21 protein-coding genes and 1 tRNA gene are annotated in these 23,357 nt (G+C 69.1%); 17 read left to right on the top strand and 5 right to left on the bottom strand.

The annotated features are described in order from the left end of the window. Window positions 1–58 precede the first annotated feature (58 nt). The 3 genes from FBY40_RS06605 to FBY40_RS06595 all read left to right on the top strand — a co-directional run bounded on the left by FBY40_RS06605 (window position 59) and on the right by FBY40_RS06595 (window position 2,299). Complete coding sequence (locus tag FBY40_RS06605) at window positions 59–1,027, top strand: ring-cleaving dioxygenase (protein ID WP_141937394.1); 969 nt, start codon at window positions 59–61, stop codon at window positions 1,025–1,027. Then, window positions 1,024–1,656: an alpha/beta hydrolase gene (locus tag FBY40_RS06600; protein WP_235014643.1), complete on the top strand. Its 633-nt coding sequence runs from the start codon at window positions 1,024–1,026 to the stop codon at window positions 1,654–1,656. Before FBY40_RS06605 ends, FBY40_RS06600 begins: the two co-directional genes overlap by 4 nt. Before the next feature lie 79 nt (window positions 1,657–1,735). Next, a complete protein-coding gene (locus tag FBY40_RS06595) occupies window positions 1,736–2,299 on the top strand; it encodes a dihydrofolate reductase family protein (protein ID WP_141937393.1) in 564 nt (187 codons plus the stop codon). On the opposite strand, the gene FBY40_RS06590 is transcribed toward FBY40_RS06595, so the two are convergent. Then, window positions 2,278–2,961: a TetR/AcrR family transcriptional regulator gene (locus tag FBY40_RS06590; RefSeq protein ID WP_235014641.1), complete on the bottom strand. Its 684-nt coding sequence runs from the start codon at window positions 2,959–2,961 to the stop codon at window positions 2,278–2,280. The genes FBY40_RS06595 and FBY40_RS06590 overlap by 22 nt on opposite strands. Window positions 2,962–3,095: 134 nt before the next feature. On the opposite strand from FBY40_RS06590, the gene FBY40_RS06585 reads away from it, so the two are divergent. Further along, on the top strand, window positions 3,096–3,581 hold the full coding sequence (locus tag FBY40_RS06585; RefSeq protein WP_141937391.1) for a DUF6326 family protein: 486 nt from the start codon (window positions 3,096–3,098) through the stop codon (window positions 3,579–3,581). A gap of 193 nt (window positions 3,582–3,774) precedes the next feature. On the opposite strand, the gene FBY40_RS06580 is transcribed toward FBY40_RS06585, so the two are convergent. Both FBY40_RS06580 and FBY40_RS06575 read right to left on the bottom strand, forming a co-directional pair. Then, complete coding sequence (locus tag FBY40_RS06580) at window positions 3,775–4,584, bottom strand: ABC transporter permease (RefSeq protein WP_141937390.1); 810 nt, start codon at window positions 4,582–4,584, stop codon at window positions 3,775–3,777. Further along, window positions 4,581–5,645: an ATP-binding cassette domain-containing protein gene (locus tag FBY40_RS06575; RefSeq protein ID WP_141937388.1), complete on the bottom strand. Its 1,065-nt coding sequence runs from the start codon at window positions 5,643–5,645 to the stop codon at window positions 4,581–4,583. Before FBY40_RS06575 ends, FBY40_RS06580 begins: the two co-directional genes overlap by 4 nt. A gap of 61 nt (window positions 5,646–5,706) precedes the next feature. Here FBY40_RS06575 and FBY40_RS06570 point away from each other — a divergent pair, with 61 nt between their 5' ends. From FBY40_RS06570 to FBY40_RS06555, 5 genes are all read left to right on the top strand, one after another. Continuing rightward, window positions 5,707–6,702 (top strand): helix-turn-helix transcriptional regulator, encoded by a 996-nt coding sequence (locus FBY40_RS06570; RefSeq protein WP_141937387.1) that lies wholly within the window; start codon window positions 5,707–5,709, stop codon window positions 6,700–6,702. An 80-nt stretch (window positions 6,703–6,782) separates the two neighbouring features. Then, on the top strand, window positions 6,783–8,579 hold the full coding sequence (arsA, locus tag FBY40_RS06565) for an arsenical pump-driving ATPase (protein WP_141937386.1): 1,797 nt from the start codon (window positions 6,783–6,785) through the stop codon (window positions 8,577–8,579). A 56-nt stretch (window positions 8,580–8,635) separates the two neighbouring features. Continuing rightward, a tRNA-Met gene (locus FBY40_RS17300) sits at window positions 8,636–8,711 on the top strand. 92 nt (window positions 8,712–8,803) lie between these two features. Next, window positions 8,804–9,634, top strand: coding sequence for a universal stress protein (locus FBY40_RS06560; RefSeq protein ID WP_235015057.1), 831 nt, complete (start codon window positions 8,804–8,806; stop codon window positions 9,632–9,634). A gap of 35 nt (window positions 9,635–9,669) precedes the next feature. Beyond that, a complete protein-coding gene (locus FBY40_RS06555; RefSeq protein ID WP_141937383.1) occupies window positions 9,670–10,170 on the top strand; it encodes a GNAT family N-acetyltransferase in 501 nt (166 codons plus the stop codon). Window positions 10,171–10,189: 19 nt separating this feature from the next. On the opposite strand, the gene ppsA is transcribed toward FBY40_RS06555, so the two are convergent. After that, complete coding sequence (gene ppsA, locus FBY40_RS06550; protein WP_200829941.1) at window positions 10,190–12,580, bottom strand: phosphoenolpyruvate synthase; 2,391 nt, start codon at window positions 12,578–12,580, stop codon at window positions 10,190–10,192. Between the two features lie 177 nt (window positions 12,581–12,757). On the opposite strand from ppsA, the gene FBY40_RS06545 reads away from it, so the two are divergent. After that, on the top strand, window positions 12,758–13,210 hold the full coding sequence (locus tag FBY40_RS06545) for a pyridoxamine 5'-phosphate oxidase family protein (RefSeq protein WP_141937379.1): 453 nt from the start codon (window positions 12,758–12,760) through the stop codon (window positions 13,208–13,210). A gap of 9 nt (window positions 13,211–13,219) precedes the next feature. Here the strand turns inward: FBY40_RS06545 and FBY40_RS06540 are convergent, their stop codons facing one another. Continuing rightward, entirely contained in the window at window positions 13,220–14,233 is a 1,014-nt protein-coding gene (locus FBY40_RS06540; RefSeq protein WP_141937378.1) for a LacI family DNA-binding transcriptional regulator, read from the bottom strand. 267 nt (window positions 14,234–14,500) lie between these two features. Here FBY40_RS06540 and FBY40_RS06535 point away from each other — a divergent pair, with 267 nt between their 5' ends. The 7 genes from FBY40_RS06535 to FBY40_RS06505 all read left to right on the top strand — a co-directional run bounded on the left by FBY40_RS06535 (window position 14,501) and on the right by FBY40_RS06505 (window position 23,270). After that, the gene (locus FBY40_RS06535) at window positions 14,501–15,820 is read left to right on the top strand and encodes an ABC transporter substrate-binding protein (protein WP_141937377.1); all 1,320 of its coding nucleotides are present in this window, start codon (window positions 14,501–14,503) and stop codon (window positions 15,818–15,820) included. A 62-nt stretch (window positions 15,821–15,882) separates the two neighbouring features. Next, the gene (locus FBY40_RS06530) at window positions 15,883–16,866 is read left to right on the top strand and encodes a carbohydrate ABC transporter permease (protein WP_141937376.1); all 984 of its coding nucleotides are present in this window, start codon (window positions 15,883–15,885) and stop codon (window positions 16,864–16,866) included. Further along, a complete protein-coding gene (locus FBY40_RS06525; protein WP_141937374.1) occupies window positions 16,863–17,711 on the top strand; it encodes a carbohydrate ABC transporter permease in 849 nt (282 codons plus the stop codon). Before FBY40_RS06530 ends, FBY40_RS06525 begins: the two co-directional genes overlap by 4 nt. After that, on the top strand, window positions 17,708–20,191 hold the full coding sequence (locus FBY40_RS06520) for a glycoside hydrolase family 2 protein (RefSeq protein WP_141937371.1): 2,484 nt from the start codon (window positions 17,708–17,710) through the stop codon (window positions 20,189–20,191). Before FBY40_RS06525 ends, FBY40_RS06520 begins: the two co-directional genes overlap by 4 nt. After that, the gene (locus FBY40_RS06515; RefSeq protein ID WP_442922855.1) at window positions 20,188–21,144 is read left to right on the top strand and encodes a glycoside hydrolase family 113; all 957 of its coding nucleotides are present in this window, start codon (window positions 20,188–20,190) and stop codon (window positions 21,142–21,144) included. Before FBY40_RS06520 ends, FBY40_RS06515 begins: the two co-directional genes overlap by 4 nt. Further along, window positions 21,141–22,064 carry an N-acetylglucosamine kinase gene (locus FBY40_RS06510; RefSeq protein ID WP_141937369.1) on the top strand — a complete coding sequence of 308 codons (924 nt, stop codon included), beginning with the start codon at window positions 21,141–21,143 and terminating at the stop codon, window positions 22,062–22,064. Before FBY40_RS06515 ends, FBY40_RS06510 begins: the two co-directional genes overlap by 4 nt. 114 nt (window positions 22,065–22,178) lie before the next feature. Further along, window positions 22,179–23,270 (top strand): fatty acid desaturase family protein, encoded by a 1,092-nt coding sequence (locus FBY40_RS06505; protein ID WP_141937367.1) that lies wholly within the window; start codon window positions 22,179–22,181, stop codon window positions 23,268–23,270. The last annotated feature ends 87 nt before the right edge of the window (window positions 23,271–23,357 follow it).

The raw sequence follows: 23,357 nt of genomic DNA, 5'->3' as shown, positions 1-23,357 counted from the left end.
AACAGATGATTCATGCGTTTGCATAGACATCATCCGGCATCGGACTTCAGGAGAGATCATGACCGCCGCCACACAGGGGCTCCACCACGTCACCGCGCTCGCGGGAGACCCGCAGAAGAACATCGACTTCTACATCACCGGACTCGGGCTTCGACTGGTCAAGAAGACCGTCAACTTCGACGCCCCCGGCACGTACCACCTCTACTACGGAGACGAGGCGGGCCGCCCCGGCAGCCTCATGACTTTCTTCCCGTGGCGCGGCATCGCACCCGGCCGCATCGGGGCGGGGCAGTCCACCTCGACGGCGTTCTCGGTTCCCGCCGGGTCGCTCGGCTGGTGGGTCGACCACTTCGCGTCGGTCGGGTCGGAGGCGAAGATCACCTCGACGAGCTCGAGCGAGGAGCGCCTGCTCGTTCGCGACCCCGACGGGCTGCAGATCGAGCTCGTCGCCACGAACGAGGACGACCCCCGCGACCCGTGGGACTCCAAGAGCGTGCCGGCGGAGTACGCGATCCGCGGGCAGCACTCCAGCGTCCTGACCGTCCGCGACGCAGAAGGCACCGTCGGGCTCATGGTGAACGACCTCGGCATGCGCATCGTCGAGCAGGAGGGCGGGCGCACGCGCCTCGCCGCCGGCCCCGGTGGCCCCGGTGCCCTCGTCGACGTGCACGCATCCGGTCTCGCGCCCGAGGGCCTGACCGCCGGCGGCACAGTGCACCACATCGCGTTCCGGGTGCCCGACCATGAGACGCAGCAGGCGTGGCGCAACGACCTCGTCTCACGCGGACACCAGGTGACCGAGATCCTCGACCGGCAGTACTTCACGAGCATCTATTTCCGCGAGCCGGGTGGGGTGCTCTTCGAGATCGCGACCGACACCCCCGGCTTCGACATCGACGAGCCCCTGCTCGAACTCGGCCGCTCGCTGAAGCTGCCGCCGTGGCTCGAGCCCTCCCGCGAGGCGATCGAGGCGCGGGTGCAGCCGGTGTCGCTGCCGACCGAGAACAACCCCGAGGTCGCCGCGTGAGCGGGGCCGCGATCGACCTCGACGCGTGGCCGCACCTGTTCGAGCCGGGTGACTCCGACGCCCCGGTGCTGCTGACCCTCCACGGCACCGGCGGCAACGAGCGCGAGATCACCGCGCTGGTGTCGCACCTGTGGCCGGGGGCGGGCGTGCTGTCGCCCCGCGGACGGGTGAGCGAGCAGGGGATGACGCGGTGGTTCCGTCGCATGGGCGAGGGGGTGTTCGACGTCGACGACGTGATCGCGCGGGCGAGTGAGCTCGCCGGGTTCCTCGCCGCTGCACGGGAGCGGTACGGGCTCGGCGACATGCCGATCATCGCGGCCGGATTCTCGAACGGCGCGAACATCGCGTTGGCGACAGCGCTGCTGCATCCCGAGGCCCTCGATCGGGTCGTGGCGTTCAGCGGGATGTACCCCTTCGCCGACCGCGACCCGATGGGAAACGTCTCGGCAGTCGACCTCGTACTGCTCAACGGTGCCGCTGATCCGATGGCACCCTCGGCGAGCGTCGACCGTCTGGTCAAGGTGGCTCAGGCGCACGGCGCGGGAGTCGAGCGGCACGTCCGCCCCGGCGGCCACGGCCTCGCCCAGAGCGACGTCGACGCGGCGCGGGAGTGGCTGGCGGCGCACTGACCCGCGCCGCCCCGCTCCCCTCCGTGGTTCGCGGGAGGGTGCCCGAGAGTAGCGTGGACGACGACGCGAGGAGGCGGTGGTGGGCAGGCTCATCTACACGACGAACGTCTCCCTCGACGGCTTCATCGAAGATCCACGAGGGAGCTTCGACTTCCTCCCGCCCGGCGAAGACGTCTTCGCCGCGCACACGGAGCTGATGCAGTCGATCGGCACGCTCGTCTACGGCCGGCGCCTCTACGAGAAGATGGCGGTCTGGGAGATCGACCCGTCCTTCGCCGCGCAGTCGCCCGCGCTCGCCGCATTCGCGGCGGCGTTCGCCGACACCGACAAGATCGTGTACTCATCGACCCAGATCGAGACGCCGACGGCACGCACCCGCATCGAGCGCGCCTTCGATCCGGTGGTGGTGCGCGAGATGAAGGATGCCGCTGACCGCGACCTCCTCATCGGCGGAGCCGACCTCGCGGGCCAGGCGCTGCGCGCGGGCCTCGTCGACGAGGTGCAGCTCTACGTCGCGCCGGTCTCGGTCGGCGGCGGGAAGCCGGGCCTGCCCGCCGGCATCCGACTCGATCTCGAGCTGCTCGGCGAGCGCCGCTTCGGCAACGGCGTGGTTTTGCTGCGCTATCGCCCGCGCCCCGTCTGACCGCGCCGCGCCTCCAGCCCATCGAGGATCAGGTCGAGGCCGAACAGGAACTCCTCCGACGGGTCGTACCCCGCGGCGGCCAGCGTCGCGGCGGATTCGCTGAGGTACGGGAACTGCTCTGCCGGCAGCTGCGGCAGGTAGACGTCGTCGATCGCCTCGGCGAAGTCATCCGGGGTGTCCAGCGACAGTCCACCCGCCTGCAGCGCGTAGCCGTACAGGTAGCTGTCGAGCACCCAGTTGGCGTGCGTGGCCATCGAGACCGAGAAACCGGCCTTCCGCAGGCACGCGGTCACGGCTTCGTGATGGCGGAGGTTCGCCGGGCCCGGCGCAGTGCGCGTGTCGAGCAACCCGATCGCCCATCGATGGCGGGCCAGGACCCGCCGAGCCGACAGCGCGCGATCGCGGATCGCCTCCCGCCATTCGGCGTCTTCGCGCGGCAACGCGATCTCCTCGAACACGACGTCGACCATCGCGTCGAGCAGCTCCTCCTTGTTCGCGATGTAGTGGTAGAGGGTCATCGCCCCCGCATTCAGCACGGTCGCGAGCCGTCGCATGCTCAGCCCATGGACACCCTCCGCGTCGGCCAGCCGGATCGCCTCGAGAACCACCCGACGCCTGCTCAGACCCGCGGGCGCCGCAGCACCTCCCTCATCGACTGACACCGTTCTCCCTTCGCCCGTCTTGACAACCGTACAGCGTACGGGTCATAGTACAGCGTACGACGTACGGTGTACGAGAAGCCGGCGTCCCGCATCCGTGGGCCAGCCGGCCCGCCCTCGCAGAGAGAGAAGACGCCATGACCACCTCGATCTCACCCAAGCCGCCGCTCGACAGCGCCCCGATGTCCGTGCGCGCCAAACTCGCCGCCGCCTGGACGAGCTTCATGTTCCTGTACGTCTACGTCGACGTCCTGAATTTCTACAAGCCGGGCGTCGTCGACGGCATCCTCGACGGACTGGTGTGGCGCTTCGACATCAGCGCGACGCTGCTGACGATCTTCCTGGTGACCGTCTCGCTGCCCGCCGTGATGGTGGTGCTCTCGACGACGCTGCCGGCGCGGGTCAATCGAACGCTCAACCTCGTCGTCGCGGCGCTCCTCATCCCGTACTCGATCTTCAACGCGGCCGGCTCGACGTGGGAGTGGGCGGTGTTCTACGCCATCTCGATCGGCGTCGAGCTGCTAATCCTGGCGTTCATCCTCCGTACGGCCTGGACCTGGCCACGCGGCACGGCGACGAGTGACACGTCAGCTGCCGCTGCGGGCCAGCTCGCCCGGCACTGACGCCCGCCTCGACCCGTTCCCCCGTCAACTTCCGCCGCGAAACGTCGCGATGGACGGCAGAAGGTGACGGGGGAAGGCCAGGGCGGCACCTGAAGTGCCCTAACTCCTGCAGAATCGACACCGGAGAGCGCGAACAGCCGCTGTGAGGCACCTCCGTGCCGATAGTGCAGGAGTTAGGCCCACCCCGACCCCCTCAGTCGCTCTTGCGCATCGCCCGCACCCCGACGGCGAGCCCCACCGCAGCCAGCAGCAGCGCCGCGACCCAGCCCCACAGCACCACCGGCGCCGCCAGGTCACCCGCGAACAGCGCCCGCTCGGCCTGCACGACCCAGTTGATCGGATTCACCGTTGCGACCGCGCGCATCCACGCCGGACCGTCGTCGAGCGGCAGCAGCACGCCCGACAGGATCAGCAGCGGGAAGATCAGCGTCTGCTGCACTCCCCAGAACAGCCATTCGCGGTCCTTCGTCTTGATCGCGAGCGTGTACGACAGCGACCCGAGCCCCACGCCGAACACCGCGAGCAGCACGATCCCGATCACCATCCCGGCCACATCGACCGGGAACCCGAAGGGCAGAGCGATCAGCACGATGATGATCGCCTGCACCACGATCGGCACGGTCTCCTTCAGCGCCCGCCCGACCAGCAGCGACGCCCGCGAGATCGGCGCGACCAGCGTCCGCTCGTGCGAGCCGGTCATCATCTCGTACTGCAGGTTCGACCCGGTCGCCCCGGTGCCGAACAGCACGATCATCACCAGCACCCCGGGCACGAACCAGCGGAGCGTCTCGCTCACCGGCTCACCGGACTGCCCGACGAGCAGCGGCGCGAAGAGCCCGAGGAACACCAGCGGCTGCACCAGGCTGAAGATCACGGTGAACGGGTCGCGGAGCGTGGGTCGCAGCTCCCGGCTCAGCACGTTCCAGGTGTCGCGGGCGACGTTCGGTCGCACCACGGTGTCGGGACGATCGGATGCCACGGGCTGACGTGTCTGCGTGCTCATCGCACCACTCCTTCGGTTGCGGCCTCGGCGGCCTGGTGTTCATCGGCGGCGGACCCGGCCGCCTCCTCGGTCTCGTCGACCGGCTGGTCGGCGTCGCGCAGGGTCCGGCCGGTCAGACTCAGGAACACGTCGTCGAGCGTCGGCGGGACCCCCGTCGCACGAACCACCTCGATACCCGCGGCGTCGAGCTCGCGCACCGCGCGGGGCAGCAGCAGGTCGCCGTCCGGCGCCGTCACAGCCAGATCAGCGGCATCGCTCCCCTCGACGCGCCGCACGTCCCTCCCGCTCAGCGCCGCCACGACCGGAAGCGCGCGCTCCGCGGCATCCGCGGTTCTGAACCCCAGGGTCAGCACATCGCCGGCGAGTTCGGCCTTCAGCCGCGCGGCGGTGTCATCGGCGATGACGCGCCCCCTGTCCATCACCATGACGCGTTCGGCATAACGGTCGGCCTCTTCGAGGTAGTGCGTGGTGAGGAAGATCGTCGTGCCGAATCGCTCGCGCAGGTCGAGGATGTGCGCCCACAGGTTCGCCCGGCTCTGCGGGTCGAGACCCGTGGAGGGTTCGTCGAGGAAGATCAGCGGCGGGGCGTGCATGAGCCCGAGCGCGATGTCGAGCCGCCGTTTCTGCCCGCCGCTGAGCTGCTGCACGGTGCGGGTCGCGAATCCCGACAGATCGAGCGACTCGATGAGTTCGTCGGCCCGGGCGGATGCCGCGGCGCGGCCCATCCCGTAGAACGCGCCCTGGCTGAGCAGCTCGTCCCGCGCGCGTTGCGCGAAGCTCCCGCTCGTCAACTGACCGACATAGCCGATGCGAGCGCGGACGCCGGCCGGATCACGGAGGATGTCGTGGCCGACCACCCGCGCGTTGCCGGACGTGGGTGGCAGGAGAGTGGTGAGCATGCGCAGGCTGGTGGACTTGCCCGCGCCGTTGGGTCCGAGGAACGCGACGAGCTCGCCGCGCTGCACCTCGAACGTCAGGTCGGTGACCGCCGCCACGGTCTTCTTCTTGACGGTGAAGCGCTTGGTGAGCCCCTGCGCTTCGATGATCGGTTGGTTCGCCATGGGTCGAAGGTAGGAGCGCACCCGGACAGATCCTGTCCGCGATGACGGGCAGAATCGATGCATGTCCGACACCACGACCCGCGCGCTCGCTCTGCTGAATTTGCTGCAGACGCATCGGCACTGGCCCGGCACCGAACTCGCCGCGCGGCTCGGCGTGACCGAGCGCACGGTGCGACGAGACGTTGAGCGCCTCCGCGATCTCGGCTACCGCATCGAGTCGACGCCGGGCATCACCGGCGGCTACCGCCTCGAGGCCGGCAGCGCCGTGCCGCCGCTCCTCCTCACCGACGAGGAGGCGGTCGCGATGGCGATCGGACTGCGCGTCGCGGCATCCCAGCGGCTGGTGAGCGGACCCGAGACGACCCTCACAGCGCTGGCGAAGCTCGAGCAGGTGCTGCCCGCGCCGCTCCGGCGCCGGGTCACGGCGCTGGCCGACGCGGTGCAGCCGGCGGGGATCCAGTCGGGCGCGGCGGTGTCGAGCGAGGTGCTCGGCGAGCTGGCGCTGGCGATCCGCGACCACGAGCGGGTGCGGTTCGACTACACCTCGATGACCGGCGCCGAGACGCGCCGCCGCGTCGAGCCGCACGCGCTCGCCCCCGCCGACCGGCACTGGTATCTGCTGTGCTGGGACCTCGAGCGCGACGACTGGCGCACCTTCCGCGTCGATCGGCTCGCCCGCGTCGAGCACACCCGGGTACTCTTCGAGCCGCGGCCGCTGACCCCCGACGAGGTCGAGGACTTCATCCTCGTCGCCCGCTCGTGGACGCGTCAGCCCGTCGAGGCCGATGCGGTCATCGACCTGCCCATCGACGTCATGAAGGAGCACTTCGGCATCTGGGGGCAGGGTGCGACCGAAGAGGATGCTGCGCACACGCGGTGGCCCGTCGGTGGCGCCGACTTCCGCGAGACCATGTATGGCCTGTCGTGGATCCCGGCCGGGGTCGACTACACGACCGACCTTGCCGAGCCGTCGCGCGCCGAACTGCGTGAGGTGCTCGAGCGGATGCTGCGCGCCCTCGACGCTCCTGCGCCGCCCGCTCGCGCTCCCGGTCGTTGAGCGCGCACCATGACGAGGCTTCGGCTCGAAGGACCTCCGGCCCGCATCGTCGAGGGAGGCGGAGGAAGATGAGCGGTGTCATGAGATTCCTCGCGAACGCACCACGGTTCTTGTTCTTCACCGGCAAGGGCGGCGTCGGCAAGACATCGGTCGCGTGCGCCACGGCCGTGCACCTCGCGACCCTGGGGCAGCGCGTCCTGCTCGTGAGCACCGATCCCGCGTCCAACCTCGGCCAGGTGTTCGGCATCGCGATCGGCAACGCCGTCACGGAGATCCCGTCGGTTCCGGGCCTCGATGCGCTGGAGATCGATCCCGCGCAAGCGGCCGACGCCTATCGGGAGCGCATCATCGGGCCCCTCCGAGGGCTGCTGCCCGAACCGGAGATCGCCGGGGTCATCGAGGGGCTCTCGGGTTCGTGCACCACCGAGGTCGCATCCTTCGATGAGTTCACGCAGCTTCTGACGGATGACACCGCATACGGGCGATACGACCACATCCTCTTCGACACCGCTCCCACCGGGCACACCATCCGCCTCCTCCAGTTGCCCGGATCGTGGACGCGGTTCCTGTCGACCGGCGGAGACGCGTCGTGCCTCGGTCCCCTCGCCGGGCTGGAGAAGCATCGCGCAACGTACGCAGCGGCGGTCTCGGCGCTCACCGATCCCGACCGCACCCGGCTGATCCTGGTCGCCCGCCCGCAACCGTCCGCGCTGAAGGAGATCGGCCGCACGTTCGCCGAGGTGACCGCGATCGGCATGACGAATGCGTTCGTCGTGATCAACGGCGTCCTCCCCGAAAGAGCCGGCGACGAGCCGATCGCAGTGGCGCTGCGTCGTCGGGAAGCTGCCGCGCTGTCGGCCGTTCCGGCGGCGATCGCCGATCTGCCGCGCGATGTTCTGGAGCTCAAGGCACGCGACGTGGTCGGCCTTGAAGCGGTCCGCACGTTCTTCGACCCCGAACTCGCGGATGAGGCGGTGAGGGATGCCGCCGAGACCGCCGTTCTGCCGGACGCGCCCCTGGTCGCCCTCGTGGATGAGATCGAGCGCGACGGGCCTGGTCTGGTGATGTGCATGGGCAAGGGCGGTGTCGGCAAGACGACCGTCGCCGTTGCCGTGGCCCTCGCCCTGGCCCACCGCGGTCACGAGGTGCTCCTGACCACCACCGATCCTGCCGCCCACCTCGACGAAACGCTCGGCGCGGCGGTCGACGGCCTCACCGTGACACGGATCGACCCCGACATCGCACTCGAGCAGTACCGTGCGCACGTCATGGCGACGAAGGGGAAGGAGTTGGACGAGTCGGGACGCGCGGCGTTGGCCGAGGATCTGATGTCGCCGTGCACCGCGGAGGTCGCGGTCTTCCACCAGTTCTCTCGGGCGATTCACGACTCCCGACGGAAGTTCGTCGTGATGGACACCGCACCGACCGGACACACCCTGCTGCTCCTCGACACAGCCGGCTCGTACCATCGCGAGATCGCCCGCCAGATGGGAGCCGTGAACATGGCCTATTCGACGCCCCTGATGCGACTGCAGAACCCCGCACAGACGAAGATCCTTCTCGTGACGCTCGCCGAGACGACACCCGTGCTGGAAGCGACGGGGCTGCAGGACGACCTGGAACGTGCCGGCATTCACCCCTGGGCGTGGGTGGCGAACAACTCGATCGCCGCGACGCACCCCCACTCGCCGTTCCTGCGGACGCGAGCCCGCAACGAGGTCGCCCAGATCGCCCGCATCCGGGAACGGGCGGATCGCATCGCGATCGTCCCGCTGCTGCCCGACGAGCCGGTCGGCGTCGCGCGGCTGTCGGCGTTGACGGGCGGGATTCCGCAGGGCGTCGAAGATCGCCCGACGACACACGCCGTCACACCCTGACACTCTCCTTCACATTCCTCGCCGCTGTCGCCGCCCTCACGTAACGTCGAGGGCATCGCGGCGATCCGGGCGGTCCCGGGCTCCGGCTCATATCCGGCAGCGTTGCGGGTTCGACTCCCGCCGTCGCGTCCACGACAGGCGGCACCCTCCCGCGTGGGACCTAGGTCCCCACCAGTCCGTCGCCGCTTTCCCTATCGTCGAGGCCACGAGGACGGACGGTGGCCATGGAACGCATTCTGCTGGGCTACGACGCCAGCGATGGCGCAGACGCTGCGCTCGACTGGGTCACCGATCGCGCGCTGCGCCGTCAGGCGCGCGTGGAGGTCGTCCTCATCACCAACCCGTTCCTGCAGGATCAGCCCAGGGCGGAGGAGGATCTCGCCCGTGCCGAGCAGCGACTCCGCACGGCCAACCCCGCCCTCCCGGTCGAGGCGACGCGGATCGACGGCCTCATGCCGCGCGCCCTGACGGATGCGGCAGAGGACGCGGACATCCTGGTGATCGGCGTCGACAACGGTCACTCCATCCGCGAAGCGCTGCACGGGTGGATGTCGCTCCGCGTGAGCGCGATGGCGACGGTGCCGACCTGCATCGTCCCCTCGGGATGGACCGAGACGAGCGGACCGGTCACGGTCGGTCTTGCGACGGATAGGTCCAGCGACGCGGCGCTGACCTTCGCTGCGGCGGAAGCGGCCGCGGCGGGCGAGACCCTCCGTATCGTGCACGCCTGGTCGGGTCCGATCCTCCCCACGGGTGCACCGGCGGCGGCAGCGGCGACGGCGTCTGCGCCGCGCGCCGTGCGCGCGCAGCATGAGCAGCTCATGCACGAGACCATCGAGCGCCTCCAGCGGGACTTCTCCGGCCTCGCCGTCGATCAGGTCCTCATCCACGACAATGCCGTGTCGGTCCTGAGCAAGGCCGCGGGCGACAGTTCCCTCCTCGTGCTCGGCACGCACGGCCGCGGGCTCCTCGCCGGGGGATTCTTCGGATCGGTCGGGCAAGACCTCATCGGCCGCCTCGACGTTCCCGTCGCCGTGGTGCCGTCGGGGCGCTGACGGCCGAGGTCGACGACGTTCGCTATCGTGCAGGAGTGGTTCCCGGAGACACGGCGAGGCTTCGCTTCCGGCAGATGCTGCCGGAAGACCTCGACGAGATGGCCGGCCTCCTGGGCGATCCGAACGTCATGCGGTTCTACCCCGCACCGAAGACGCGCGAGCAGGCCGCCGCCTGGATCGCCTGGAACCAGCGCAACTACGCAGAGCATGGTCACGGGCTCTGGATCATCGAGACGCACGAGGGCGACTTCGTCGGAGACTGCGGGCTGACGTGGCAGGACGTCAACGGGGCGAGGAAGCTCGAGGTGGGGTATCACGTCGCCCCGCGGTGGCAAGGCCGGGGAATGGCATCCGAGGCCGCTGCGGCCTGCCGCGACTATGCGCGGAATCGCACCGGCGTAGAGGAACTCGTCGCGATCATCCACCCGGACAACCTCGCCTCGCAGCGCGTGGCGCACAAGATCGGGATGCACCGCGTCGAAGATGATCGGCGGGCGGACGGTTCATACCGGATCGTGCTGAGCATGCACCTCTGATTACCGCGGTCTGCCCCTCTCAGGTCTTACGCTTCGCCAGCGACAGCCATGTCTCGATGATGCTGTCGGGGTTGAGAGAGATCGATCCGATGCCGTGGCGGACGAGCCAGTCGGCGAGATCAGGATGATCCGACGGGCCCTGGCCGCAGATGCCGACGTAGCGCCCTCTTCGATTGCAGGCCTCGATCGCCATCTGCAGCACGCTCAGCACGGCGGGGTTCCGCTCGTCGAAAGCCTCCGCGACGAGATCGGAATCCCGGTCGACGCCGAGGACGAGCTGAGTCATGTCGTTGGACCCGATGGAGAACCCGTCGAAGTGGTCGAGGAAGCGATCGGCGAGCAGGGCGTTCGACGGAATCTCGCACATCATCAGGACCTCGAGGCCGTTCTCCCCCCGGCGCAGGCCATTCTCGGCGAGCACCCGCTCCACGGCCGCGGCCTCATCGACCGTGCGGACGAACGGGATCATGATCTTAACGTTCGTCAGACCCATGGCGTCACGGACGTGGCGCAGCGCGTCGCATTCCATCGCGAAGCAGTCGGCGAACCGGTCGGTGACGTAGCGCGACGCTCCCCGCCACCCGAGCATCGGGTTCTCCTCCTGCGGCTCGTATCGCTCGCCTCCGAGCAGATGCGCGTACTCATTGGTCTTGAAGTCGCTCGTGCGGACGATCACCGGTTTGGGTGCGAACGCGGCCGCGATGGTCGAGACGCCCTCGGCCAGGCGGCGGACGAAGAACTCCCGCGGTCCGCCGTAGGGGCTCGTGCGGAGCATGATCTCGTCCCGCAGCGGTTCATCCAGCGCCGCGACGTCGAGCAGCGCCTGCGGATGAATGCCGATGAGTTCGTTGATGATGAACTCCAGTCGGGCAAGCCCCACCCCGGCGTTGGGGAGCGCGGCGAAGGCGAACGCCTGATCGGGTGCGCCGACGTTCATCATCAGCTCGACCGGGATCGGCGGCATCCGATCGATGCGCGTGTGCTCCTCCGAGAAGTCCGCACGTCCGGCGAACACGTGCCCCTCGTCACCGTCGCTGCAGCTGACCGTGACGAGCGTCCCGTCGGTGAGCTCGCGGGTGGCGGTGACCGTGCCGACGACGGCGGGGATGCCGAGCTCGCGCGCAACGATCGCTGCGTGGCAGGTGCGACCGCCGCGGTCGGTGATGATCGCGGCGGCCTTCTTCATCACCGGCTCCCAGTCGGGATCGGTCATGTCGGCCACGATCACGTCGCCGTCCTGCACCCGCTCCATGTGCTCGGCCGAGGACATCACCCGCACCCGCCCGACGCCGATGCGGCGACCGATCGCGCGACCCGAGATGAGAAGGTCGCCGTGCTCGCGCAGCACGAAGCGGTCGAGGGTCACGGCATCCTCCCGCGACACGACCGTCTCGGGACGCGCCTGCAGGATGTACAGGCGACCCTCCTGCCCGTCGCGGGCCCACTCGATGTCCATCGGCCGGCCGTAGTGCTCCTCGATCACCAGCGCGGATCGTGCGAGTTCGGCGACATCGTCGTCGGTGATGCTGAACCGCGAGCGCGCGCTGTCGGGAACGTCCTCGAACGACGTGCTGTGTCCGACGGTGCTCTCGGTGGCGAACCGAAGGGCGATGGTCTTCTCGCCGAGGCGCCGACGGAGGATCGCGGGCCGGCAGGCCCGGAGCCCGGGCTTGTACACGAGGAACTCATCCGGGTTGACCGCGCCCTGCACCACCGCCTCCCCCAGCCCATAGGCACTGGTGACGAGGACGCTGTCGCGGAACCCCGACTCGGTGTCGACGGTGAAGATCACACCCGACGCGCCGATGTCGGAGCGCACCATGCGCTGCACGCTGGCCGACAGCGCCACATCGGAGTGCGCGAACCCCTGGTGCACCCGATAGGCGATCGCGCGGTCGTTGTAGAGCGAGGCGAACACCCTCGTGATGGCCGCGAGGATGTTCTCGACGCCGGCGATGTGCAGGAAGGTCTCCTGCTGCCCGGCGAAGGACGCATCCGGCAGGTCTTCGGCGGTCGCCGACGAACGGACCGCCCAGGTGATGTCGGTGCCCCCGGTCTCGTCGACAACGGCGGCGAAGGCGTCGCGGATGTCGCGTTCGAGGTCGGCCGGAAGGGGCTGGGCGTTGATCATCGCGCGGATCTCGGCTCCCGCCCGGGCGAGCGCTGCGACGTCGGACACGTCGAGCGCCGCCAGCATCCGCGCGATGCGATCTGCGAGTCCGTCTGCGGCGAGGAAGGCGCGATAGGCCCGCGCCGTGGTGGCGAACCCGCCCGGCACCCGCACGCCGCTCGAGGCCAGCCGCGAGATCATCTCGCCGAGGGAGGCGTTCTTCCCACCCACCTGGGGCAGGTCCGCCATACCGATCTCGTACAGCGGGATGACGCTGCTCCCCTGTTCTGCGGCCATCATGCCCTCTCCCGACCTCGTTCGTCCGATGCAGGGTCAGTGTCGAGGGATGGTCGGAACCAGCCCGGGTCGAAGGTCCTGCCGGGCCACGACCCGGATGCCGCGGGACCAATGTCCCGGCGCCCGCCGGGGCGGGCCGGGAGACTCCTCCCGACACCGAGGGCGAGAAGGAGCACACCGATGGATGACATCACCGAAGCCCCCGTGTGGAGCCTCAGCGAGGACGAGTGCTGGAGCCTGCTCGCACGTGGTCAGGTGGGTCGCCTGGCGGTGTCGATCCAGGGGGAGCCCGACATCTTCCCGATCAACTACGTGACCGACGGGCCGCACGTGCTGTTCCGCACGGCGCCCGGGTCGAAGCTCGCGGAGCTGTCGGCGAACCCCCGCATCGCATTCGAGGTCGATGAGTACGACGACGACGGTGCCGCGAGCGTGGTGTTCAAGGGGATAGCGGCCCGCCTCGAACTGCAGAGCGAGATCGACGCGGCCGAGGCTCTGCCGCTCACGCCCTGGATCCCGACCCTCAAATACCGTTGGGTCCGTCTGTCGCCGACGTCGATCACGGGCCGGCGCTTCCAGCGTGGACCGGAGCCCGACCGGTACGACGCCGCCGCGAACGATCAGTGGACGTGACGGCGCTCGTCACCCCACCCCGCGTGGCGGTCGCTCGCCCGTGCCGCGCTCCATGATCCACGTCGGCAGTTCGATCTGACGACTGAACCCGGTCGGGTCCTCGATCCGCTCGAGCGCCAGCCGGGCGGCCTGGCGGCCGAGGTCGACCGGGTCGTACGAGATCACCGTCACCCCCATGAGGTCGGCGGTGTCGAAGTCGTCGAACCCGATCAGGGCGGTGGTGTCGTCGCCTCGGGCGCGCAGGGCGCGCAGCGCTCCGATCGTCATGCGGTTGTTGCCCGCGATGATCGCCGTCGGCGGTTCGGCTGCATCGAGGAGCTGGCCCACCAGCCGCTCGGGCGGCTCAGCGGGATCGTCCGCCAAGAGCTCCCACCGGGCGGCGTCGTCTATCCCCGCGGCGGCGAGCGCCGCGCGGCGTCCGGCGAGCCGCTCCTCCTGCGAGTACACCGCTGCCGGATTGCACACGTATGCGATGCGACGGTGGCCGTGGGCGATGAGCCGGGATGTGGCATCCGCCACGCCCGCGCGGTTGGCGAGCACCACCGAGTCGGCGATGAGGTTGCGCGCCGGCCGGTCCACGCTGACGACGGCCGTCCCGAGCTGCCGCTCGCCCTCGAGATACCCCTGGTCGCGGCTGACCGGGATGAGCAGCAGTGCGTCGATGCGCTGCCCGAGGAGCGTCTCGGCGACCTGCTCCTCGCCCTCCTCGGTGTCGTCGGTCGTGGCGAGCACCAGCCCGTATCCCTCCTCTCGCAGCACGCGTTCGATGCCCGAGGCGACCTTGTAGTAGAACGGGTTGCCGAGCTCGCCGATGATGAGGCCCATAGTGCGTGTTCTGCCGCCGCGGCGGAGCCCCTGGGCGAGGGCGTTGGGGCGGAAGCGCAGGCGCTTGGCCGCCGCGAGCACGCGTTCGGCCGTCTCGGGGGCGACGAGCTCGCGTTGGCTGAACACCCTCGACACGGTCTTGGCGCTGACATGCGCCAACCGGGCCACGTCTTCGACGGTCGCACGCTGCGAGGTCATCGACTTCCGCCCGCGTCGACGTCGTGGGAATCAGTCATGTCTGACGTGGACATGAAATGGGACATCCGAACCTCCTCTTCAACCGGATGACTCGTGAAAATACCCGATCAAGGGGATTCTCGCCGGAGAAATGCCCACTGGTCAAGCCCGGACAACCTTGTCAGCTCGTCTTGTCAACGTAGGACATTGGGTCATATCGTCTACCGAGACGCCGCGAGGTCGCGGCCGCACAGACGGATCAACGGTGAATCTGCAAAGGAGATGCACATGAGGCGCAAGACGATTGCGATCGCCTCCCTCGGGGTGGTGAGCGCACTGGCATTGGCCGGCTGCGCGGGTGGCGCAGGGGCCGACGACCCCGATAACACCATCGACGGCGAGGTGCAGGGCGAGGTGACCTTCGTGACCTGGCGCACCGACCTGGTGCAGGACGGCACTTTCGAGGCATACGCCGAGCAGTTCACCGAGATGTACCCCGACGCCTCGGTCACCTTCGAGGGAATCACCGACTACGAGGGTGAGATGCGTACCCGCCTGTCGACGGAGAGCTACGGCGACGTGCTGGGAATCCCCAACAGCGTGCAGCCCGACCAGTTCGCCGACTACTTCGAGCCGCTCGGCCAGACCGACGACCTCGAGGGCACGTACCGGTTCCTGGCCCCGAAGAGCTTCGACGGCGTGCAGTACGGTCTCGCACTCGGCGGCAACGCCAACGGCCTGGTCTACAACACCGCCGTCTTCGAAGAGGCGGGCGTCACCGAGGTGCCCAAGACCGAGGAGGAGTTCCTCGCGGCGCTGCAGGCGATCGAGGAGAACACCGACGCGATCCCGATGTACACGAACTACAAGGACGGCTGGCCGCTCAGCCAGTGGACCAGCAACATCGGCGCCCCGAGCGGCGATGCCGACGCGATGAACGCGATGACCACGGAGGACGCTCCCTGGACCGAGGGCACCGACATCTACGCCATCGACTCGCTCATCTTCGACGCCGTCGCCGGCGGGTATACCGAAGACGACCCGCTCACCACCAACTGGGAGCAGTCGAAGGTCGACTTCGCCACCGGCAAGATCGGCGTGATGGGACTCGGATCGTGGGCGATCTCGCAGCTGCAGGCCGCCGCGGAAGACAACGGCGAGTCCGCGGATGTCGTGGGCTACATGACCTTTCCCGCCACCGCGTCCGACGGCACCCAGTACGCCATGGTCGGCGGCGACTACAACCTCGGCATCAACGTCAACTCCGACGTGAAGGCCGCGGCGAAGGCCTGGATCGACTTCCTCCTGGAGGAGTCCGGCTTCACTGAGACGCAGGGCATGGTCTCGGCACTCACGACCGACCCGCTGCCGTCGAACCTCGGCGGACTCGAGGAGGAGGGCGTCGAGCTGCTCGAGCTCAGCCCCGCCCCCGCTGGCGAGGAGTCGCTCGTCAACGACATCGCCGACGGCGCGCAGATCGACCTCTACGGCAACATCTACCGCCAGAAGCTCGTCGACATCGCCCGTGGCGCCGCTGACGGCGACAAGGAGTCGTACTTCGAGGAACTGAACACCGCGTGGGCCGACTCCCGCGCTCAGGTGGGATGAGCCCGCACCACTGATCGGTTCCGGCCGGGGCATCCCGCCCCGGCCGGAACCACGGAGGAATCATGTCGTTCACCGCCGCAGCCCCCGACGCCCCCGCCGCGCCGGGTCCCGCCATCGTCCCGATCTCCCCCCGGCCGCCGCGCCCCAGCCGGCGCCGTGACCGCCGCCCGGCCGGCCCGCGCAGCATCCTGAATCGACTGACGCCCTACCTCTTCATCGCGGCCGCGGTCGGTCTGCTGCTTCTGCTGACCTACCTGCCTGCGGCCAACATGCTCTGGTACAGCCTCACCGACTGGGACGGCATCGACAAAGAGCAGAACTTCATCGGACTGCAGAACTACCTCGAGGTGTTCACCAACCCTCGCGTGTTCGGGGTGTTCTTCGTCAGCATCTACTACTTCATCGGCGCCTTCGTGCAGATGGCGATCGCTTTGTACTTCGCCGCGCTGCTGTCGACCCGCACCCGGTTCTCGAACTTCTTCCGCGGGGTGCTCTTCTTCCCCTACCTCATCAACGGCGTCGCGATCGGCTTCGTCTTCCTCTACCTCTTCCAGCCCGGCGGCACGCTCGACACCGTGCTCGGCTGGTTCGGCGTGGCCGACACCCCGCAGTGGCTCGGCGACCCCGACGTGGCGAACTTCTCCCTGGCCGGCACGAGCGTCTGGCGCTACACCGGCATGAACTTCGTGCTGTTCCTCGGCGCGATGCAGTCGATCCCCCGCGAGTTGTACGAGGCCGCCGAGATCGACGGCGCCAACGACTGGCAGCAGTTCTGGGCGCTCACCTTTCCCGGCATCCGTCGGATCATCGGGCTCAGCTTCATCCTCGCCGTCGCAGGCAGCCTTTCTGTCTTCGAGATCCCGTTCATCATGACCGGCGGCGCCAACGGCACCTCGACCTTCGTGATCCAGACCCTGCAGACCGCGTTCACCTTCCGACAGGTCGGGCTGGCGTCGGCCATGGCGATCGTGCTGCTCGCGATCGTGCTGATCGTGACCTGGGTGCAACGCAGGGTGTTCCCCGACGAGAAGGTGGACCTGACATGAGTGCGACCGCCCTTCGTCCTCCCCGCGCCGGCCGCTCGATCGGCGCGACCGTGAAGTACCTCTCGCTCATCGCCGGGGTCGTCGTCACGCTCGTGCCCCTGTCGGTGGTGCTGATCGCCAGCCTGAAGACCTCGCAGGAGATCGGCACGACCGGGCCCTTCGAGGCCCCGGGGTCGTGGTTCAACATCGAGAACTTCGTGATCGCCTTCGAGCAGGGCGGCATGGTCGAAGGGTTCATCAACACCACGATCGTGCTGGCGTTCTCGCTCGTGGGCACGATCTTCATCGGCACCACCGCCGCCTACGCCCTCGACCGGTTCCGCTTCCGCGGAAAGAAGCTCGTCGTGGGGCTCTTCCTCGTCGCCACGCTGATCCCCGGGGTGACGAGCCAGGTCGCGACGTTCCAGATCATCAACGGCCTGGGGCTCTACGACTCGATGGCGGCGCTCGTGCTGCTGTTCATGGGCACTGACATCATCTCGATCTACATCTTCATCCAGTTCATGCAGTCCATCCCCGTCTCGCTCGACGAGGCGGCGATGATCGACGGCGCGAACCGGTGGACGATCTACTGGCGCATCGTGCTGCCGCTGCTCAAGCCCGCGATCGCCACGGTCGTCATCATCAAGGGCATCGCCATCTACAACGAGTTCTATCTCCCCTTCCTGTACCTGCCGTCGGAGGGCCTGATCTCCACGTCGCTGTTCCGGTTCAAAGGACCGTTCGGCGCGAACTGGGAGATCATCGCCGCCGGAACGATCCTCGTCATCATCCCCACCCTCGTCGCGTTCCTCGCTCTGCAGCGCTGGATCTATCGCGGCCTGACCGCCGGAGCCGTCAAGTGACCCTCACCCCTCTCATCCGCCGCCCGATCACCGACGGATGGACCCTGCAGGCCACCGCGGGCCCGGTGCCCGACGCGCTGCGGACGCAGGTGATCGACGTGCCCGTGCCTGCGGAGGTGCCCGGCTGCGTGCACACCGACCTGCTGGCCGCCGGCCTCATTCCCGACCCGTACCTCGACGACAACGAGGCGCTCCTCGCCTGGATCGGCCGGGTCGACTGGACCTACCGCACGACGTTCTCGTGGGGCCCTGACGGCCACCAGCGCCACGACCTCGTCTTCGACGGACTGGACACCGTCGCCCGCGTCGAGGTCAACGGGCGCACCGTCGCCGAGACGGCGAATCAGCACCGCTCCTGCCGCATCCCGCTCGACCAAGCCGGGCTGCTCCGCGAGGGTGAGAACGACCTCGTGGTGCACTTCACCGCGCCGGTGCCCTACGCCAACGCGCAGAGTGTGGCGCTCGGCGCCCGCCCGCGGCCCTATCCCCTCCCCTATGAGGCGATCCGCAAATCGGCCTGCAACTTCGGCTGGGACTGGGGAATCGCCACCTTCACCTCCGGCATCTGGCGAGAGGTGCGCCTGGAGTCGTGGTCGACCGCGCGGCTGGCCGAGGTACGCACCCACGCCGCGCCCGACGGCGAGGGAGGACGCGTCGCCGCGACCGTCCACATCGAACGAGCGGATGCCGCGCGGACGGCAACGGATGATCTGCGCGTCCGGCTCCGTGTCGACGAGGCCGAGACCGTCGTCTCGATGCCGGCAGGCGACGACGACGTCACGGTTCAGGTTCAGCTCGACCAGGTCGAGCGCTGGTGGCCTGCCGGCTACGGCGAGCCCCACCTGTACCAGGTGGCGGTCGACCTGCTCGAAGCCGAGGAGACCGTCGACACCGCCGAGCGCCGCGTGGGCTTCCGCACGGTGAAGTGGGACACCGCTCCCGATGCCGCCGGTACACCGTTCACCCTCGTCGTCAACGACCAGCCGGTCTTCGTCAAGGGTGCGAACTGGATCCCCGACGACGCCCTGCCGGTTCGGGTCGACCGTGCCCGGTACGAGCGGCGGCTGCGCCAGGCCCTCGAGGCGAACCTCAACCTCATCCGGGTGTGGGGCGGCGGCATCTACGAGAGCGACGACTTCTACGACCTGTGCGATGAGCTCGGCCTTCTCACCTGGCAGGACTTCCTCTTCGCCTGCGCCGCGTACCCCGAGGAGGAGCCGCTGCGCTCCGAGATCGAGGCGGAGGCACGCGAGAACATCGTGCGTCTGGCATCCCATGCCTCACTCGTCCTGCTCACCGGCAACAACGAGAACCTCTGGGGCTACGAGGACTGGGACTGGAAGCGCCGACTCGACGGGCGCACCTGGGGCGCGTACTACTACTACGACCTCTTTCCCCGTCTCATCTCCGAGCTCGCCTCGCACGTGCCGTACGCGCCAGGGAGTCCCTTCAGCCCGGGCGGGCAGCACCCGAACGCCGAAGAGCACGGGTCGATGCACCTGTGGGAGCAGTGGAACCGGCAGGACTGGCTCACCTACCGCGAGCACCGGCCACGATTCGTCGCCGAATTCGGATGGCAGGGCCCACCCGCGTGGACGACCCTCCGCCGTTCGGTGTCGGACGACCCGCTCACACCCGAGTCGCCGGGCATGATCGTGCACCAGAAGGCGATGGAGGGCAACGTCAAGCTCGCCGCCGGGCTCGTACCGCACCTGCGCGTGCCCGACGACATGGAGACCTGGCACTGGGCGATGCAGCTGAACCAGGCGATCGCGGTGCGTACGGCGCTGGAGCACTTCCGCTCGTGGGCGCCGCACACCATGGGCGCGATCGTGTGGCAGCTCAACGACTGCTGGCCGGTCACCTCGTGGGCGGCGATCGACGGCGATGAGCGGCCGAAGCCGCTCTTCCACGCGCTGCGGCGCGCTTTCGCGCCGCGCACCGTCTCTTTCCAGCCGCGTGATGGCGGGCTGGCGGCCATCGTGACGAATGACACCGGCGAGGAGTGGTCGGGCACGCTGCACGTGCGTCGTCTCACTTTCGGCGGCGACGTCCGCGCGGCCGAGTCGCTCGGGTACGCCGTCGCTGCGCGTGGGACGGCGACGCTCGCGTTGCCGAGCGAGCTGGCGCAGACGGATGCCGCGAACGCCGAGTTCCTGATCGCGGACGCCGGTGATGTGCGCGGCACGTGGTTCTTCACCGAGGCGCGCGACAGCGCGCTTCCTCCGGCGGAGTTCGACCTCGAGGTCTCCCCCGCCGAGGGCGGGAGCGCCGTCACCGTCACCGCGACCTCGCTGGTGCGCGACCTTACCTTCCTCGTCGACAAGGTCGACCCGGCGGCGCACGCCGAGGAGGGCCTCATCACGCTCCTTCCCGGCGAGCGCACGACTGTGCGCATCCGCCACGAGGGCCCCCTGGATGCTGCGCAGCTGGCCGCCCCGCGCGTGGCTCGCACCCTCAACGAACTGGTGAGCCCGTGACGCTCGATGGCAGGCCGGTCTGCGGCATGACGTGGGGCTGGGTCGGCATCCGCGGCGAGTGGGACACTCCCGCGGCGGACGCCTCGATGACCGCGATGGCCGAGCACGGGGTCACCTGGACGGCGCTGGCGTACGCGGCCGAGCAGGCGACCGCGTTCTCCACCGACATCCCGTTCGAGAACGAACCCACGGTCACCGACGATGAGATCGTCGCAGCCATCCGTCGCGCCCACCGGCTCGGGCTGAGAGTGGTGCTCAAGCCCGTGGTGAACGTCGCCGACGGGACGTGGCGGGCGCACATCGGCTTCTTCGACTGGGATGTTCCGGGCGAGCCGTCATGGACGCAGTGGTTCGCCTCATACCGGCGGTTTCTGCTGCACGCCGCCCGGATCGCCGAGGCGGAGGGCGTGGCGATGCTCTGCATCGGCTGCGAGATGGTGCGCGCCGACGGGCAGGAGTCGCACTGGCGGGCGCTCATCGCCGACATCCGCGCGGTGTACTCCGGTCCGCTCACCTACAACTGCGACAAATACCAAGAGGATCACATCACCTGGTGGGATGCCGTCGACGTGATCTCCTCGAGCGGCTACTACCCCACCGGCACCTGGACGCGGCACCTCGACCGGATCGAGGCCGTGGTGACGCGCGAGGACAAGCCGTTCTTCTTCATGGAGGCGGGGTGCCCGAGCCGCGAGGGGTCGGCGCGGCTGCCGAACGACTGGGGCCTCGCCGGCGCGCCGTCGGGAGAGGAGCAGCGCGCGTACTACGCCGAGATGTTCGCCGCATGCGAGAGCCGCGACTGGGTGGGCGGGCTGATGCTCTGGGACTGGCCGGCGCGGCTGTACGCGCGCGAGGATGCGGCCGAGAACGACGACTACTGCCCGTACGGCAAACCCGCGGGTGAGCACATGCGTGAGACGTACCACCGCTGGCAGAGGGAGGCTGCGCGATGACTGCGGGGAGCGCGGTGGTCGCGATCGACGCCGGCCAGACGGGGATGAAGGTGCGCGTCGCGCCGCACGGGGCGGCGCCGGTCGATCAGGTCTTCCCCGGTATCCGCACCCATGAGCCGCTGCTGCCGCAGCTGGCGTCGGTCGCGATCGCCGCAGCCCGCCACCACGAGGTGCGCATCGACGTGCTGGCGGCCGGGGTCTCGGGCCTCACCGAGGCGGAGTCGGATGCCTCGTCGCTGCGCGCCGCGGTCGCCGCCGAGGCACCTGATCGGGTGCTCCTCGCCCACGACTCGGTCACCTCCTACCTCGGGGCGCTCGGCGATCGTCCGGGCGCCGTCGTCGCCGCCGGAACCGGTGTGGTCACCCTCGCCGTGGGGAAGCACCGCGTCGCACGGGTGGACGGGTGGGGCAACATCATGGGCGACGCCGGCAGCGGCTACTGGATCGGCCGCGAGGCCCTCGAGTCCGTGATGCGCGCCTACGACGGGCGTGGTCCGCGCACTGCGCTCTCGGGGCTCGTCGCCGAGCGGTGGCCCGTGGTCGAGAGTGCCTACATCGAGCTGCAGGGTGCCGACGACCGGGTGGCTCAGATCGCCGCGCTCGCGCGCGGTGTCGCCGAACTCGCCGCCGACGACGAGGTGGCGGCCGACATCTGTCGCCGCGCCGCCGCCGAGCTGGCGCTGTCCGTGGCGACGGCCCTCGACCGCGTCGCCGACGACCCGGATGCCCAGGCCCAGGTCGCCGCGATCGGCGGCGTCTTCCGCGCCGAGGTCATCCGCGCCGGCTTCGCGCACGAGCTCGCCCTCCGGCATCCGCGGGCGCACCTTCGCCCCGCACAGGGCGCCGGGGTCGACGGTACGGCCGAGCTCGCCCGCCTCGGCCCGGGCCACCCACTGCTCTCGCACGTGTCGGTGGCGTGAGTCAACCCCTGTGGTCACCGCGTCGTGACGCCCCTACTCTGTAATCGGATGCCCTGGACCCTGACATCGGTGTGACGCGAGAGCGCGCCACGGGTGGATCACAGAGGACACGCCATGACATCGATCACTCACCCTGACGCGTCTTCTGCCGTGCGGCGGACGAGCCCCAAGCTCGCGAACGACTTCACCGAGCTGTCACGGTTGGTGACCTCGAGCGGGCTCATGCGTCGCCGGTACGGCTACTACTGGACGAAGCTCCTCGCCGTGCCTGTCGTGCTCGCAGCGTTCGTGCTGGTGTTCATCTGGATCGGCGACTCGTGGTGGCAGTTGCTGACGGCAGCGGTGCTCGCGGTCATCCTCACCCAGGTGGCGATGCTCGGCCACGACGCCGCGCACCGGCAGATCTTCCGCTCGGGCCGCTGGAACGACTGGACGTCGCTCGTCATCGGCAACCTGTTCGTGGGGATGAGCTACGGATGGTGGCAGCACAAGCACACCCGCCACCACGCCAACCCGAACAAGATCGGCTCCGACCCCGACATCGAGCTCCCGGTGATCTCGTTCACGCCCGATCAGGCGGAGCAGCGGCGCCGTGGCCCTGCCGGCTGGCTCATGGCCCACCAGGGGCTCTTCTTCTTCCCCATTCTGCTTCTGGAGGGCCTCTCGCTGCACGCCGCCGGCATCCGGCGGGTGTTCTCGCGTGAGCCGCTTCGACGTCGACCGGTGGAGATCACGTTCCTCACCGTGCGCATCGTGGCCTACCTGACGCTGGTGTTCCTCGTTCTTTCTCCCGGGATCGCGCTCGCCTTCCTCGGCGTGCAGCTGGGTCTGTTCGGTGTGTACATGGGCATGTCGTTCGCGCCGAACCACAAGGGGATGCCCCTGGTGCCCGCCGAGCTGAAGCTCGACTTCCTCCGCCGTCAGGTGCTGATGAGCCGCAACATCCGCGGCAGCGTGCTCCTCGACACGGTCATGGGAGGACTGAACTACCAGATCGAGCATCACCTCTTCCCCTCGATGCCCCGCCCGCACCTCCGGGCCGCGTCCGGGATGATCGCCGACTACTGTCGCGCGCACAACGTCGCGTACACACAGACCGGACTCTGGCAGTCGTATGCCATCGTCGTCCGATACATCAACCGGGTCGGCCTCGGCGAGCGCGACCCGTTCGCCTGCCCCCTCCTGGAGCAGCGGCAGGCCGTGTAGCCGAAGGCGGTGCGGGTTCGGCCCCCGCCGTCGCGTCCGCATCGCGCGGGAATCATCCCGCACGGATGATGCCCCGGGCACGCTCTC

Source organism: Microbacterium sp. SLBN-154 (genome assembly GCF_006715565.1).
Lineage (GTDB): Bacteria > Actinomycetota > Actinomycetes > Actinomycetales > Microbacteriaceae > Microbacterium.
This window is presented reverse-complemented; position numbering and strand designations above follow the sequence as displayed.

Excerpts from the sequence above, each read along its gene's own strand:
- FBY40_RS06605 (WP_141937394.1), top strand. The coding sequence starts at position 59 with ATGACCGCCGCCACACAGGGGCTCCACCACGTCACCGCGCTCGCGGGA.
- FBY40_RS06585 (WP_141937391.1), top strand. The coding sequence starts at position 3,096 with ATGACCACCTCGATCTCACCCAAGCCGCCGCTCGACAGCGCCCCGATG.
- FBY40_RS06580 (WP_141937390.1), bottom strand. The coding sequence starts at position 4,584 with ATGAGCACGCAGACACGTCAGCCCGTGGCATCCGATCGTCCCGACACC.
- FBY40_RS06575 (WP_141937388.1), bottom strand. The coding sequence starts at position 5,645 with ATGGCGAACCAACCGATCATCGAAGCGCAGGGGCTCACCAAGCGCTTC.
- FBY40_RS06570 (WP_141937387.1), top strand. The coding sequence starts at position 5,707 with ATGTCCGACACCACGACCCGCGCGCTCGCTCTGCTGAATTTGCTGCAG.
- arsA (WP_141937386.1), top strand. The coding sequence starts at position 6,783 with ATGAGATTCCTCGCGAACGCACCACGGTTCTTGTTCTTCACCGGCAAG.
- FBY40_RS06560 (WP_235015057.1), top strand. The coding sequence starts at position 8,804 with ATGGAACGCATTCTGCTGGGCTACGACGCCAGCGATGGCGCAGACGCT.
- ppsA (WP_200829941.1), bottom strand. The coding sequence starts at position 12,580 with ATGATGGCCGCAGAACAGGGGAGCAGCGTCATCCCGCTGTACGAGATC.
- FBY40_RS06545 (WP_141937379.1), top strand. The coding sequence starts at position 12,758 with ATGGATGACATCACCGAAGCCCCCGTGTGGAGCCTCAGCGAGGACGAG.
- FBY40_RS06540 (WP_141937378.1), bottom strand. The coding sequence starts at position 14,233 with ATGACCTCGCAGCGTGCGACCGTCGAAGACGTGGCCCGGTTGGCGCAT.
- FBY40_RS06535 (WP_141937377.1), top strand. The coding sequence starts at position 14,501 with ATGAGGCGCAAGACGATTGCGATCGCCTCCCTCGGGGTGGTGAGCGCA.
- FBY40_RS06530 (WP_141937376.1), top strand. The coding sequence starts at position 15,883 with ATGTCGTTCACCGCCGCAGCCCCCGACGCCCCCGCCGCGCCGGGTCCC.
- FBY40_RS06525 (WP_141937374.1), top strand. The coding sequence starts at position 16,863 with ATGAGTGCGACCGCCCTTCGTCCTCCCCGCGCCGGCCGCTCGATCGGC.
- FBY40_RS06510 (WP_141937369.1), top strand. The coding sequence starts at position 21,141 with ATGACTGCGGGGAGCGCGGTGGTCGCGATCGACGCCGGCCAGACGGGG.
- FBY40_RS06505 (WP_141937367.1), top strand. The coding sequence starts at position 22,179 with ATGACATCGATCACTCACCCTGACGCGTCTTCTGCCGTGCGGCGGACG.